This window comes from Streptococcus ictaluri 707-05 (assembly GCF_000188015.2).
In the GTDB taxonomy this organism is placed as follows: domain Bacteria; phylum Bacillota; class Bacilli; order Lactobacillales; family Streptococcaceae; genus Streptococcus; species Streptococcus ictaluri.
Map to the genome: position 1 here is coordinate 33,137 of NZ_AEUX02000006.1, position 15,357 is coordinate 48,493.

At 37.2% G+C, this 15,357-nt stretch carries 12 protein-coding genes and 1 pseudogene; 11 read left to right on the top strand and 2 right to left on the bottom strand.

Annotation, left to right across the window (positions count from 1 at the left end; translation table 11 throughout):
* Positions 1 to 18: 18 nt before the first annotated feature.
* The 9 genes and pseudogenes from STRIC_RS05200 to STRIC_RS05240 all read left to right on the top strand — a co-directional run bounded on the left by STRIC_RS05200 (position 19) and on the right by STRIC_RS05240 (position 11,232).
* Positions 19 to 987 carry a thiamine pyrophosphate-dependent dehydrogenase E1 component subunit alpha gene (locus STRIC_RS05200; protein ID WP_008089477.1) on the top strand — a complete coding sequence of 323 codons (969 nt, stop codon included), beginning with the start codon at positions 19 to 21 and terminating at the stop codon, positions 985 to 987.
* Between the two features lie 25 nt (positions 988 to 1,012).
* Positions 1,013 to 2,011: an alpha-ketoacid dehydrogenase subunit beta gene (locus STRIC_RS05205; RefSeq protein WP_008089336.1), complete on the top strand. Its 999-nt coding sequence runs from the start codon at positions 1,013 to 1,015 to the stop codon at positions 2,009 to 2,011.
* 129 nt (positions 2,012 to 2,140) lie between these two features.
* Entirely contained in the window at positions 2,141 to 3,553 is a 1,413-nt protein-coding gene (locus STRIC_RS05210; RefSeq protein WP_008089284.1) for a dihydrolipoamide acetyltransferase, read from the top strand.
* 137 nt (positions 3,554 to 3,690) lie between these two features.
* Positions 3,691 to 5,451, top strand: coding sequence for a dihydrolipoyl dehydrogenase (gene lpdA / locus STRIC_RS05215; protein WP_008089066.1), 1,761 nt, complete (start codon positions 3,691 to 3,693; stop codon positions 5,449 to 5,451).
* 306 nt (positions 5,452 to 5,757) lie between these two features.
* Positions 5,758 to 7,101 carry an NADase-type glycan-binding domain-containing protein gene (locus STRIC_RS05220; RefSeq protein ID WP_008089183.1) on the top strand — a complete coding sequence of 448 codons (1,344 nt, stop codon included), beginning with the start codon at positions 5,758 to 5,760 and terminating at the stop codon, positions 7,099 to 7,101.
* Positions 7,102 to 7,107: 6 nt separating this feature from the next.
* Positions 7,108 to 7,593, top strand: a complete 486-nt coding sequence (locus STRIC_RS05225; protein ID WP_008088877.1) for an NAD glycohydrolase inhibitor — start codon at positions 7,108 to 7,110, stop codon at positions 7,591 to 7,593.
* Positions 7,594 to 7,607: 14 nt separating this feature from the next.
* A pseudogene (locus STRIC_RS05230) lies at positions 7,608 to 9,321 on the top strand (thiol-activated cytolysin family protein).
* A 158-nt stretch (positions 9,322 to 9,479) separates the two neighbouring features.
* Entirely contained in the window at positions 9,480 to 10,469 is a 990-nt protein-coding gene (locus STRIC_RS05235) for a lipoate--protein ligase (protein WP_008088769.1), read from the top strand.
* A 37-nt stretch (positions 10,470 to 10,506) separates the two neighbouring features.
* Positions 10,507 to 11,232, top strand: a complete 726-nt coding sequence (locus STRIC_RS05240; RefSeq protein ID WP_008089144.1) for an AAA family ATPase — start codon at positions 10,507 to 10,509, stop codon at positions 11,230 to 11,232.
* Between the two features lie 47 nt (positions 11,233 to 11,279).
* Here the strand turns inward: STRIC_RS05240 and gatD are convergent, their stop codons facing one another.
* Both gatD and murT read right to left on the bottom strand, forming a co-directional pair.
* Positions 11,280 to 12,068 (bottom strand): lipid II isoglutaminyl synthase subunit GatD, encoded by a 789-nt coding sequence (gene gatD, locus STRIC_RS05245; protein ID WP_008089037.1) that lies wholly within the window; start codon positions 12,066 to 12,068, stop codon positions 11,280 to 11,282.
* Positions 12,068 to 13,411, bottom strand: a complete 1,344-nt coding sequence (gene murT, locus STRIC_RS05250) for a lipid II isoglutaminyl synthase subunit MurT (RefSeq protein WP_008089382.1) — start codon at positions 13,409 to 13,411, stop codon at positions 12,068 to 12,070. Before murT ends, gatD begins: the two co-directional genes overlap by 1 nt.
* 102 nt (positions 13,412 to 13,513) lie before the next feature.
* On the opposite strand from murT, the gene cdaA reads away from it, so the two are divergent.
* Both cdaA and STRIC_RS05260 read left to right on the top strand, forming a co-directional pair.
* Positions 13,514 to 14,365 (top strand): diadenylate cyclase CdaA, encoded by an 852-nt coding sequence (cdaA, locus tag STRIC_RS05255; protein ID WP_008088989.1) that lies wholly within the window; start codon positions 13,514 to 13,516, stop codon positions 14,363 to 14,365.
* Positions 14,362 to 15,318, top strand: a complete 957-nt coding sequence (locus STRIC_RS05260; RefSeq protein WP_008088767.1) for a CdaR family protein — start codon at positions 14,362 to 14,364, stop codon at positions 15,316 to 15,318. The genes cdaA and STRIC_RS05260 overlap by 4 nt, the downstream gene beginning before the upstream one ends.
* Positions 15,319 to 15,357 lie beyond the last annotated feature (39 nt).

Here is a 15,357-nt window from a genome sequence, read left to right on the forward strand (position 1 = left end):
ATAATTATGGAGGCCGAAATGGTAACAGTTTCTAAAGAACAACATTTGGATATGTTCCTTAAAATGGAACGTATTCGTGAATTTGATTCACGTATTAACAAACTCGTCCGTCGTGGATTTGTACAAGGGATGACTCACTTCTCAGTTGGTGAAGAAGCAGCTAACGTTGGTGCAGTTGCACACTTGACTTATGATGATATCATCTTCTCAAATCACCGTGGACATGGGCAATCTATTGCTAAAGACATGGATCTTAATAAAATGATGGCTGAGCTTGCAGGTAAAGTAACTGGTGTTTCTAAAGGACGCGGTGGCTCAATGCACTTGGCTGACTTCGAAAAAGGTAACTATGGTACAAACGGTATCGTTGGTGGTGGTTATGCCTTAGCAGTAGGTGCAGCTTTGACTCAGCAATACAAAGGAACTAATAACATCGTTGTTGCTTTCTCAGGTGATGGTGCAACCAACGAAGGATCATTCCATGAGTCTGTTAATATGGTGGCTACTTGGAAACTTCCTGTTATCTTCTTTATTATCAATAACCGTTATGGTATTTCAATGAACATTAATAATGCGACAAACACTCCTCACTTATACACTCGTGCGGAAGCTTATGGTATTCCAGGTTACTACTGTGAAGATGGTAATGACTTAATGGCTGTTTATGAAACAATGGATAAGGCTGTGCAACATGTCCGTGGTGGCAACGGTCCAGCTATCGTCGAAGTTGAGTCATACCGTTGGTTTGGACACTCTACAGCGGATGCTGGTGTTTACCGTACTAAGGACGAAGTCGATGAGTGGAAGAAAAAAGATCCAATGATTAAGTACCGTGAGTACCTCACATCAGAAGGCATTGCAACAAATGATGAATTGGATGCTATTCAAGCACAAGTCAAACAAGAAGTTGACGATGCTTATGAATTCGCACAAAACAGTCCAGATCCAGAATTGTCAGTAGCTTTCGAAGATATCTGGGTTGACTGATAGAAAGGTAGAGGTATAAAAAATAATGACTGAAACAAAATTAATGGCATTACGTGAAGCCGTAAACCTTGCTATGAGTGAGGAAATGCGTAAAGATGAAAACATCTTCCTTATGGGTGAAGATGTTGGTATTTATGGTGGTGACTTTGGTACTTCTGTAGGTATGCTTGCAGAATTTGGTGCTAAACGTGTTAAAGACACGCCTATCTCAGAAGCTGCTATTGCAGGTAGTGCTGTAGGTGCTGCTATTACAGGTCTACGTCCAATTGTTGACTTAACTTTCATGGACTTTATCACGATTGCTCTTGATGCTATTGTTAATAATGGTGCTAAGAACAACTACATGTTTGGTGGCGGACTTAAAACGCCTGTTACTTTCCGTGTTGCTTCAGGTTCAGGTATCGGATCTGCTGCACAACACTCACAGTCACTTGAAGCATGGTTAACACATATTCCAGGAATCAAAGTCGTTGCTCCAGGTAATGCTAACGATGCTAAAGGATTATTGAAGTCTTCAATTCTTGACAACAACATTGTTATTTTCATGGAACCCAAAGCTTTATATGGTAAAAAAGAAGAAGTGACTCAAGATCCTGATTTCTACATTCCATTAGGTAAAGGTGAAATCAAACGTGAAGGTAGTGACTTAACAATTGTTTCATACGGTCGTATGTTAGAACGTGTCCTTCAAGCTGCTGAAGAAGTTGCTGCTGATGGCATTAACGTTGAAGTTGTTGACCCACGTACATTGATTCCGCTTGACAAAGAAATTATTATTGACTCAGTTAAGAAAACTGGTAAATTAATGCTTGTCAACGATGCCTACAAGACAGGTGGTTTCATTGGTGAAATCGCAACTATGGTTACTGAAAGTGAAGCATTTGATTACTTAGACCATCCAATTGTTCGTCTTGCAAGTGAAGATGTACCAGTTCCATATGCTCGTGTGTTGGAACAAGCAATTTTACCAGATGTTGAAAAAATCAAAGCAGCTATTGTTAAAATGGCAAACAACGGTAACTAAAAATGTGACGAATGAAGCCTCCTGTTGAGGCTTCCTTCATCATGTTTATTACCCTTAACTGTTTTTTTTCAATATTAGCATCCTTTAAGAGTGAAAGGCTGTTATGCAAGATTAGACGAAAGGAAAATTATGGCTGTCGAAATTATTATGCCAAAGCTCGGTGTTGACATGCAAGAAGGCGAGATCATCGAGTGGAAAAAGCAAGAAGGTGACACCGTTAATGAAGGTGACATCCTCCTTGAAATTATGTCAGACAAAACCAATATGGAACTTGAAGCAGAAGATTCAGGTGTCCTTTTAAAGATTCTTCGCCCTGCTGGTGACACTGTTCCTGTTACGGAAGTAATCGGCTATATTGGTGCAGAAGGTGAGTCTGTTGATACAATTGCCTCAAGTAAAAAAACCACAGAAATTTCTGTTCCAGCGACTGCTGATGCCGGACCAGCTGTGGCACCAAAAGAAGATGATTCAGCTCCTGCCGCAAAAGTGGCTGCAACTGCTATTCCTCAAGGTGAGGGTGGCAAAGTGCGTGCTACGCCAGCTGCTCGTAAAGCTGCTTCACAAATGGGTATCGAACTTGGATTGGTTCCAGGATCTGGTCCTAAAGGTCGTCTCCATAAAGATGATGTTGAAAACTTCAAGGGTCTTCAACCAAAAGCGTCACCACTTGCTCGTAAGATTGCTGAAGACAAGGGTATTGATTTAGCAACTATCGAGGGAACTGGATTCCGTGGCAAAGTCATGAAAGAAGATATCATGGCTAGTCTTAAAGCTTCTCAACCTGCTGAAGCCCAAGCACCAGTTGCTGCTAAAGAAGAACCAAAAGCAGAATTACCAGAAGGTGTTGAAATCATTAAGATGTCTGCTATGCGTAAAGCTATTTCAAAAGGTATGACACATTCTTACCTAACAGCTCCTACCTTTACGCTTAACTATGAAATTGATATGACTGAGATGATGGCTCTTCGTAAAAAGCTTATTGATCCAATCATGGCAAAAACAGGCTTGAAAGTTAGCTTTACTGATTTGATCGGAATGGCTGTTGTTAAAACATTAATGAAGCCAGAACATCGCTACTTGAATGCTTCACTCATCAACGACGCCAATGATATTGAACTTCATAAGTTTGTTAACATTGGTATTGCAGTTGGTCTTGATGATGGCTTGATTGTACCTGTTGTACATGGTGCAGAAAAGATGAGTCTTTCTGATTTTGTCTTGGCTTCAAAAGACGTTATCAAAAAAGCACAAGCTGGTAAATTGAAGGCGGCTGAGATGTCAGGTTCAACCTTCTCAATCACTAACTTGGGTATGTTTGGAACAAAAACGTTCAATCCAATCATTAACCAACCTAACTCAGCAATCTTAGGAATTGGCGCTACTTTCCAAACGCCAACTGTTGTTGATGGTGAGATTAAAATCCGTCCTATCATGGCAATGTGCTTGACTATTGACCACCGCTTGGTTGATGGTATGAATGGGGCTAAATTTATGGTAGATCTTAAGAACTTGATGGAAAATCCATTTGAGCTTCTTATCTGATATAATAGACCTGTAAGACATTTAAAAATCGTTAACTCTACACATTATGCCTGATAGGCAGACTAGAAAGAAAGGAATAAAAACCGATCAAAACAGTTTCTCTATAACTGTGAGTAATCGGCCTTGGTATCTAAAATATGGCTGTTGAAATTATTATGCCTAAACTTGGTGTTGACATGCAAGAAGGTGAAATCATCGAGTGGAAAAAACAAGAAGGTGACACTGTCAATGAAGGAGACATTCTTCTTGAAATCATGTCTGATAAAACAAACATGGAACTAGAAGCAGAAGATTCAGGTGTTCTTCTTAAAATCACTCGTCAAGCTGGTGAAACTGTCCCTGTAACTGAAATTATTGGTTACATCGGTGCAGAAGGTGAAGTCATTGAAGAAGGTACAAAAGCAGGATCTGATGTTGAAGTGAAACGTACAACAGAAGACCTAGAAGCGGCAGGACTTGAAGTTCCTAAAGCACCTTCTAAAGAAGCTGTAGTTGCACCTAAAGCTGCTCTTGCTGATGATGAATATGATATCATTGTCATTGGTGGTGGACCTGCTGGTTATTATGCTGCTATTCGTGGCGCTCAACTCGGTGGTAAAGTCGCTATTGTTGAAAAATCTGAATTTGGTGGTACTTGTTTGAACGTTGGATGTATTCCAACTAAAACTTACCTAAAAAATGCTGAAATCCTAGATGGCATCAAGATTGCTGCTGGTCGTGGTATCAACTTGGCTTCAACTAACTACACTATCGATATGGATAAAACAGTTGATTTCAAAAATACTGTTGTGAAGACATTGACAGGTGGTGTTCAAGGGCTTCTTAGAGCAAACAAAGTTACCATTTTCAATGGTCTTGGTCAAGTTAATCCAGATAAGACTGTTACAATTGGTTCACAAACCATCAAGGGACGTAATGTCATTCTTGCTACAGGTTCTAAAGTATCACGTATCAATATCCCAGGAATTGATTCAAAACTTGTCTTAACTTCTGATGATATTCTTGATCTTCGTGAAATGCCTAAATCACTTGCTGTTATGGGTGGTGGTGTTGTTGGTATCGAGCTTGGTCTTGTATGGGCATCATATGGTGTTGACGTAACTGTTATTGAAATGGCTGACCGCATCATCCCAGCAATGGATAAAGAAGTGTCACTTGAACTTCAAAAAATCCTTTCTAAGAAAGGTATGAAGATCAAAACATCAGTCGGTGTTTCTGAAATCGTTGAAGCAAACAACCAATTAACATTGAAACTTAACAATGGTGAAGAAGTCGTTGCTGAAAAAGCTCTTCTTTCAATTGGTCGTGTGCCACAAATGAATGGACTTGAAAACCTTAACCTTGAAATGGAACGTAACCGTATCAAAGTTAATGACTATCAAGAAACATCAATTCCAGGAATCTACGCTCCAGGTGATGTGAACGGAACTAAGATGCTTGCTCACGCTGCTTACCGTATGGGTGAAGTTTCAGCTGAAAATGCTATGCATGGTAATGTTCGCAAAGCTAACCTTAAATACACTCCAGCCGCAGTTTACACTCATCCAGAAGTGGCAATGGTTGGTTTGACTGAAGAGCAAGCTCGTGAACAATATGGTGATGTTTTAATTGGTAAAAATAGCTTTACTGGCAATGGACGTGCTATCGCTTCAAATGAAGCACATGGTTTTGTTAAAGTTATTGCTGATGCGAAATACCATGAAATCCTTGGTGTACACATCATTGGTCCATCTGCTGCTGAAATGATTAATGAAGCAGCTACTATTATGGAATCTGAATTAACCGTTGATGAATTACTTCTTTCTATTCACGGTCATCCAACTTTCTCAGAAGTGATGTACGAAGCTTTTGCAGATGTTCTTGGTGAAGCTATCCATAACCCACCAAAACGTAAATAATATCAAAAAAGACCGAAAGGTCTTTTTTTGACGCTCTAATTCTAATCTTAACTTATCATTTTATTACAAAGAGAGATTTATTATCAACAATTTTTTTAAAGTTATTTTTTCTAAAAATGAATGCATAATTTGTAATTATAATGCATAATATAATAAAATAAGAGTTATATAAATAACAAAATAAAAATATTATTTATACAACTCTTATTTGCTACGATAAAATTAATAAAAAATTAATAAATCGGTGTTGACAAAGAGTGAACGTTAATATATGTTTTAATTAAAATATAATATAAGGTGGTTTATATGAGGGATAGTAAATTATCATTAATGAATAAGCTCTTAAAAGCAAGTACTGTTATTGCTTTAGCGGGAACAATAGGCAGTGGCTTCTTGATTGATCATACGACTTATACAGTCAGCGATAATGATGGTAAAAAAAGTGCTGTCAAGTACGAGTCCACAAAGGTAATGGAAGCCAATGCCACTTCTAACAAAGAAGATAATCATATCATGCATACGTTAGATAGTGCGATGCACACAAGTTGGGAAGAAAACTCTCCGGGTGGTGGCGTAGGAGAAGTTCTCTCATACAAATTTGATTCTCCGATGCATATTGGTAGGGTCTTAATTGCTAATGGGGATGTTTCTAGTAAGGAAAATTTTTACAAGAAAAATCGCATTGCCAAAGCAGACGTCAAATACTACAATGGTGATAAACTGGTTCTCTTCCAAAAAGTCGAATTAGGGGATACTTATACAAAGAAACCACATCACATCGAGCTTGAGAAAAAATTAGATGTGGATCGCATTGATATTGAAATCACAGAAGTTCATCAAGGTGAAAATAGTGATATTTTAGCCGTATCAGAAGTGACCTTTGGTAATTTAGAAAGAGATACTTTTGAAAAAGCCTTCAAAAAACGCCGTGAAAATTGGGTCACACCTAAAAAAGCTGATGAGTTCATCAAAACTGCCGACAAATATGCCGATAAAGCTATTCAGATGAATGCGGTAGCCTCAAGAGCTGAATATTATAGAATGTACGTCAGTCGCAAGTACACATATGGTAAAGATTTTCTAGAAAAATTAAAAGAGATTTACAAAGCAAGCGGTGCTTCTCATATAACCAGTAAAAAAGATTTGATGGCAGCCTTTGATAATCCCCAAAGAAAATTCACAATCGGAAGACAGGAAAATGGCCTTTTTGTTACAAGTTTTGCTGAAGATATGGCCTTACTTTTCAACGATAAAGGACAACTAAAACCAGTTGATAAAATTACAGAAGCAAAAGGTGTTGAAGATGGCAAATATAATGATGGTGTCTATCAATACGAATTTGACTCTGAGTTAACTAAGAATATTGATAAATTAGGTTACATCAGAACAGCAAGTGGTGATACTCCTGGAGCCAGCTCACTTAATATACCAGGCTGTCAAACTTGGGCAGGTGAACACATTGAAAACTCTGAAAGTGAGCTAATCTTCCCATCAGTTGATGTTAAAGGATTAAAATCAAAAGCTGTTTTAGCAGAAATCGATGCTAAAGGCTATTTTGAAATTATTGATCCTACCTTAGTTGGTCCTGGTGGTGAACATAAGAAAGTAACAGGACGTTTCAAGATTAAGAAGATGCAAGATAGAAAGTAGGCAAGGATGTATAAAATACCAAAAGGCTTAGAAGATTACCAAAAAATCTTCCAAGAAGAGCGATCTCTTAAAGAGTTTATCACCTTTTTCATCGGTAAAGACAAGAATTACCGGATCACAAAGCGTGATTCTTACATGGGAGATATTTCAGATCCAGAAGTGATTTTAGAATACAGCATTTATCCTCTTTACATAAAAGGTAAAACCCAACTAAAAGAAAAGGTTGAAGAAGCTTTGTTAGAAATGTCAAAAAGTGGTAAAGCCTTGTACATTTATCAAGTGGTTCAGTTTATTAATGGCGAAAACATGCTGCTGAATTATTACGAGGAGTTGCCATTTTACTTGAATCGCGATCAGATTTTGTCACATGTCAAACAGGCTTTAGCTGATGATCATATTCGACAAGAAATGAAAACATACAAGACGGGTGAATTTGCTCATTATAAAGATACTATGCTGGATATGGTTGAAAGAATCATGGATACATTTTAGGATAATAAAAAGGTATAAAAAATATGTCTAAAAATACATTTAAAAAATATAGTCGCATTGCTGCTCTCTTGTCAGCTGCTCTTATTGCTTGTAGTATAGCAACTGCTAATGCTGAATCAAACAAGCCAGCTAGCCCAAGTAATAATACTGAAAATACAAATACAGGTGACATCACTATTAATGATACTACCATCAATACAGCTGGTGATGATGACAAAATGGAGAAAATGCTTAACTCTGATAAGATGATTAAGATTACTCCAAAAGAAGTACCTTTAGAAGGAGTTGAGCAAGAAGATCAGAAAAAATCAAGTGAAGTTGATCATTCAAAAGAGCTCAGTGAGGGCATTTACGGATTAAACTATAATGAAATTGAAGTTCTTGCTAAAAATGGTGAGACCATTGAAAACTTTATTCCTAAAGAGGGTGTCAAAAAGGCAGATAAATTTATTGTTATTGAAAGAAAGAAAAAGAATATCAATACTACACCTGTAGATATCTCAATTATTGACTCTGTAACGGATAGAACCTATCCAGCTGCTCTTCAATTGGCAAATAAAAACTTTACAGAAAATAAACCGGACACTATTGTGGCCAAGCGTCAACCTCAAAAAATTCATATTGATTTACCGGGTATGGGAGAAGAAGCAACTATTGAGGTAGAAAATCCCACATATGCTAATGTTTCATCTGCTATTGATGAGCTTGTCAACCAATGGCATGATAATTTTTCAGGAGGAAATACCCTTCCTGCAAGAACGCAGTATACAGAATCAATGGTTTATTCAAAATCTCAAATTGAGGCTGCCTTGAACGTGAATAGTAAAATCTTAGACGGAACTCTTGGAATTGACTTTAATTCCATTTCAAAAGGTGAGAAAAAAGTGATGATTGCGGCATATAAACAAATTTTTTATACCGTATCAGCTAATCTCCCTAATGATCCATCAGATGTTTTTGACAAATCAGTTACCTTTAACGAATTGAAACGAAAAGGGGTTAGCAACGAAGCCCCACCATTGTTTGTAAGTAATGTCGCCTATGGTCGTACCGTTTTCGTTAAGTTAGAAACTAATTCTAAAAGCGATGATGTTGAAGCAGCATTCAGTGCTGCATTAAAAGGAACTGATGTTAAGAGCAAGGGGAAATATTCTGACATCTTAGATAACAGTTCATTCACAGCTGTTGTTCTTAGGAGGAGACGCTTCTGAACATAATAAAGTGGTGACTAAGGACTTTGATGTCATTCGAAATGTCATTAAAGACAATGCTGCTTTTGGTAGAAAAAATCCTGCTTATCCAATTTCTTACACCAGTGTTTTCTTAAAAAATAATAAAATTGCTGGTGTCAATAATAGAAGTGAATATGTAGAAACTACCTCAACTGAATATACAAGTGGGAAAATTAATCTCTCTCACCGTGGTGGCTACGTTGCCCAATACGAAATTCTATGGGATGAAGTCAACTATGATGATAAAGGAAAAGAAATTATTACTCCAAGATACTGGGGAGATAACTGGTACAGTAAAACTTCTCCGTTTAATACGGTTATCCCACTGGGAGCCAATACACGAAATATTCGTATCATGGCAAGGGAATGTACAGGATTAGCCTGGGAATGGTGGCGTAAAGTTTTGGATGAACGCGATGTCAAATTAGCCAAAGAGATTAATGTAGAGATTGGTGGTTCAACTTTAAGTCCATACGGTAGCATTACTTATAAGTAATGACTTATTGAAAAGTTGCCTTTCTTTTTAGAAGACAACTTTTTAGTGTTTTAACAGGTTTAACTGTCTCATGCAGGTTTCAAATTAAATAAAATAATCGCCAGAAATGACATAATTTGTTATGATAAAGTGAAATGATTTTCTTAAAGGAGATAGAAATGAAATACATCGTTAACAAAAGTCATCATCCAGCTTTTAATATTGCTTTAGAAGCTTATGCTTTTAGAGAACTTGTGGACGAGGATGAACTATTTATTCTTTGGATTAATGAACCAGCCATTATTATTGGAAAGCATCAAAATACTATTCAAGAAATCAATAAAGAATATATTGATCAACACGGTATTCACGTGGTACGTCGTCTTTCAGGTGGTGGTGCGGTTTACCATGATTTAAATAACCTTAACTATACGATTATTTCAAACAAAACAACAGAAGGGGCTTTTGACTTTAAGACCTTTTCACAACCAGTGATTGAAACCCTGGCTGATTTAGGGGTGAAGGCTGACTTTACTGGTCGAAATGATTTGGAGATCAATGGCAAGAAAATCTGTGGTAATGCTCAAGCCTACTATAAAGGACGAATGATGCACCATGGTTGCCTGCTTTTTGATGTCGATATGACTGTTCTTGGCGACGCCTTAAAAGTAAGTAAAGACAAAATTGAGTCTAAGGGTGTTAAATCTGTTCGAGCACGTGTGACTAATATCCTTGATGAACTCCCTGAAAAAATTACAGTTGAAGAGTTTTCAGATAAGATTTTAGCTAAAATGAAAGAAACTTATCCTGAAATGACAGAGTATGTCTTGTCTGAGGATGAATTGGCGAAAATTCAAGAATCTGCTGACCAACAATTTGGTAACTGGGATTGGACATATGGTAAAGCGCCAGAATATACCATTGAACGCAACGTGCGCTATGCGGCTGGTAAAGTTTCTACCTTCGCTAACGTGGACAATTCTATCATTAAAAACCTTAAAATCTATGGTGATTTCTTTGGAATCAAAGATGTTCAAGATATTGAAAATTTACTTGTTGGTGCTAAATATGATTATGCTCATGTTCTTGAACGCTTAAAAACCATTGATACGACGCAATATTTTTTACGTATGACTGTTGAAGAAGTCGCTAAAGCTATTGTGGCTTAGGCACTTATTTCAAAAGAGTAAGTAGCGGGGGATTGTGATGTTTTTAAAAGGTTTTCGACTTTCTGATAAGCTTGACTGTGAAACTTATATTCAAGACTTAGCCTTTGTCAGATTCCTACAAGAAAAGGGGCAGCTTGAATTGAATGCTCCGATTACTTTTTTGGTTGGTGAAAATGGCACAGGGAAATCCAGTCTTTTAGAAGCGATTGCTCTGATGTTAGGGATTAATGTCGAAGGTGGTTCAAAAGATTTTCAATTTAAGAGTCATGAAACGCATTCAAGCTTTGGAGATTATTTGATCTCCCTTCGCGTCGATTATCCCAAAGATTATTTCTTTTTAAGAGCAGAAAGTTTTTATAATGTCTCAACCTATCTAGAAGCAGTGAACAGTCCAAATTCTTTTTCTTACTATGGCGGTAAATCTCTTCACAAACAATCTCATGGTGAAGCATTTCTTAATTTAGTTAAGTACCGTTTTCAGTCAGAAGGTTTCTATCTTTTGGATGAGCCTGAAGCGGCTTTGTCACCGTCTCGCTTACTAGCATTGATGGTTTTGATAAATGATTTAGCGAAACAAGGAGCTCAGTTTATTATTGCGACCCATTCACCAATGCTCATGACCTTACCTAATTCCGAGATCTTTTTATTCACAAAAGATCATATAAGGCTTAGTTCTTATGACCAAACAGAACATTTTCAATTAACCAAACAATTTATGGAAGATCCTGAGCGAATGCTTAACTATCTTTTGAAAGAAGACTAACTAAAAAGCTGAATCTTTAAAGATTCAGCTTTTTTTGATGGTTGCTTTTAACGATCAAATTCTGCCTTGCTTTTGATATCAGCGTATTCTTCTGCAACTTCTTGAGCAAGAATGTCCTGATAAGATGGAAGAATGATGTCTTGTCCATATTTATTTTTGAGTGCAGTGGTTACTAGACGGTAAGCTAAATTGACATTACGAGATAGAATTGGCCCGTGGAAGTAGCTACCATAGACATTTTTATAGTGGACGCCTTCAGTTCCATCTTCTTTATTATTACCATTTCCATAAACAACTTGACCAAGTGGTTTTTCATCTTCTGCTAAGAAGGTTCGACCTTGGTGGTTTTCAAAACCAAAATAAGTTTCATCGAATTCTTGATTATAGATTTTGATATCTCCAATAAAACGGTTCTGATTTTGATTTAGGGTATAGTGCCCCATGACACCAATACCATCAATTTTGACACCGTTAGCTTGAACATAATATTGTCCTAAGAGTTGAAATCCACCACAAATCGCTAAAATCACTTTGTTTTTTTGAATGTAATCAGCAATAGCTTCTTTTTTAGAAGGTAAATCCTTGGCCACAATGGTCTGTTCATAGTCTTGACCACCTCCAAAGAAGACAATATCATATTCGTGTTGATCAAAGGGATCATCTATAGAAACAATATCAACCCTAACAGCAGCCCCAAGTTTTTCAGCCACGTATTTGAGCATGAGGACATTCCCGTTGTCCCCATAGGTGTTCATTAAATTACCATAGAAGTGAGCAATGTTAATCTGAAAAAGTGATTTTTCAGATTTGGGAGATTCTAGTGAAGTATAAGTCATTAATGCATCTCCTTTTCAACTAAATGGTGCTGAGCCAGTAGCTCACGAAAGGCAAGCATAGCAGTGTAAGTTGCTAAAATATAAGCATGCTCAGTCTCTTGCGCTTGAATTTTTTCGAAAATTGTCTCTAGGGATTCTGCTTGAGCAATCTTACTGTCATCAAATCCTGTGACACGCAGTCGCCTAGCGATTTCAGAATGTCTTACCCCACCAGCATTTATTTCTGTAATAGGCATTTGATTAATGAGTTCAAAGTCAGCGTCCCAAATCCAGCTAGTATCAATGCCATCGGCATAATTGGCATTGAGCAATACTGAGAGGGAGAATGGAAAGTTAGCTAGACGAATCATTTCTAAGGCCTGACTAGCACCAACAGGATTCTTAATTAAAACGAGAGTACAACTTTTGTGACCTATTTTGAAGGTTTCTTGACGACCAAAAACAGCTTTACTTTTATTAAAACCTGCTTTGATGGTTTCAGGTGAAATACCAAAATGCTCAGCCACCGCAACAGCTGCTAAGGCATTGTAGATATTATAAAGTCCACCAACATTAATGGTGTATTCTTGACCATCAATAACAAAGGAAGAGCTTTGATGAGTGATTTGACTTAACTGCGTTAATCGATAGTCAAGGTCAGGTCTTTGAAAGTCACAATTTGGACAGGTGAAGTCTCCTAAGTTAGCATAGGTGTTCAATCGGTAGTTTAGGATATACTCGCATTTTGGACATAAAATGCCTTCTGTATTGTAGTGAGCGAGTTTTGGGTCATGCTTAGACGTATCAAAGCCATAATATTTAATAGGATTGACCAATTCTTTAGAAGAAAAAATAGGACTATCTCCATTAGCTAAAATGGTAGCCTCAGGTACTTGGCTTGCTCCGTCAACAATCATTTGATAAGTGGTATATATTTCACCATAACGATCCATTTGGTCTCGGAAAATATTAGTATAAACAAAGAGACTTGGTTTCAGGTATTTGGTGACTTTTGGCAAACTAGCTTCATCAATCTCTAAAACAGCAATTTTTTTACCAGAAGGAGCTTTTTTAGCCGTTAAAAAAGTAGAGGCAATACCAGTAATCATATTGGCTCCACTTGGATTTGTTAAGACTTGCCCATAGGCTTCTTTTAAGATACCAACCGTTAGAGCAGTAGTTAGGGTTTTACCGTTGGTTCCAGTAATAACAACAATTTCATAATCTTTAGCTAAGCTATCAAGAATGTCTTGATCAAATGAGAGGGCAAGTCGACCCGGATAGGTAGATCCTCGTCCCATTTTATTAAGAAGAGCTTGAGCTGTTTTTCCGGCGGTTACGCCTAATAGTGTCTTCAGTTTCATGTTTTTATTTTATCACAAGTTACTAAATTTTAGATAGAGAAAAACATCACTAAACATGATATAATGATATTGGTATCTATTTTACATAGAAATGAGAGTTGTATGAGTAATTTATCAAATATAGACGCAGAATTTTTACTAAGCCTCTTTGACGATCCCTGGTTGCTAGCAGTTCATCTCTTTGACATTCTCATTGTGGCTTACTTAATCTATCGCTTTATCAGAGCTCTGGCTGGAACTAAGATTATGTCTTTGGTTCAAGGAGTTATTTTCTTTATTATTATTCGTTTTGTGGCTGAATGGATTGGCTTTACGACCATCACCTATTTAATGAATCAGGTCATTACCTATGGAGTCATTGCTGGTGTGGTTATCTTTGCTCCAGAAATTCGTGCCGGGTTAGAAAAGTTTGGACGCTCTACTCAGGTCTTTCTTCAGAAACAAACACTTAGCAGTGAGGAAATACTTGTAGAAGCCTTAATTAAATCCGTAGCCTATATGAGTCCGCGTAAAATTGGGGCTTTGATTGCCATAGAGCAGACCCAAACCCTTCAAGAATATATTGCGACAGGAATTCCTTTAAATGCGGAGATTTCCAATCAATTACTAATTAATATTTTTATCCCAAACACTCCATTGCATGATGGGGCCGTCGTTATATCTCAAAAGAAGATTGTGGCTGCTAGTGCTTACTTACCTCTATCAGAATCAATGAATATTTCAAAAGAATTCGGGACACGACATCGTGCTGCCATTGGACTTTCAGAGCACTCAGATGCTTTGACCATAATTGTTTCTGAAGAAACAGGAGCTATTTCTGTTGCTCGCAAAGGTCAGTTTTTACATGATTTATCAATGGAAGAATTTGAGACTGTTTTACGAACACATCTAGTCACTGATATCAATAGCTCATTAACTTGGTATCAAAAATTGTTAGGAGGAAAAGCTAAATGAAACGTTTTTTAAATAGCCGTCTATGGCTAGGCTTAGTCTCTGTTTTCTTTGCTATCCTTTTGTTTTTGACAGCAGCTTCAAGTAACCATAAAAATTCAGGCTCTCAAATTTATAGTCCGATTGAAACGTATACTCATAGTTTAAAAGATGTTCCAATTGAAATGAAATATGATAGTCATAAGTATTTTATTAGTGGCTATTCCTATGGAGCAGGAGTCTATTTAACCTCAACCAATCGAATTAAGTTGGATTCTGAAGTTAATAGTGATACGCGTAGCTTTAAAATTGTTGCTGATTTGACCAAAAGCAAGCCTGGAACAGCTATGGTTAATCTAAAGGTTGAAAATTTACCTTCTGGAGTAACGGCCACTATTTCCCCTGACAAGGTATCTGTGACTATTGGTAAGAAAGTGACTAAAGAATTTCCGGTGAGAGGTAGAGTTGACAATAAGCAGATTGCAAATGGTTATGACATCAATAAAATTGAAACGGGAATTGATAAAGCTGAAGTAACCAGTGATGAGTCCACTATTGCGTTAATAGATCATGTTGTTGCTAAATTGCCTGATGATGAAGTTTTGTCTGCCAATTACAGTAGTCGGGTGACTTTGCAAGCTGTTTCAGCAGATGGTACCATCTTGGCAAGTGCAATTGACCCTGCTAAGGCTAATTTGGCAGTTACGGTCAAGAAAATTACCAAATCCTTCCCAATACGTGTCGAAGCTGTTGGGGTCATGGATGATAGTCTATCAGATATCCAATATAAATTGTCTAAGCAAACGGCTATTATTTCAGGAAGTCGGGAAGTTCTTGATAGTATAGATGAAATTGTTGCAGAAGTTAATATTTCGGATGTCACTAAGAACACTAGTAAAACAGTTAGTCTCTCCTCAAGTCAGGTATCAATAGAACCTTCGGTAGTGACTGTTCAGTTGACAACCACAAAAAAATAATGGATAATAACTAGGAAAATTGAATGGAGGAAGCCTAAG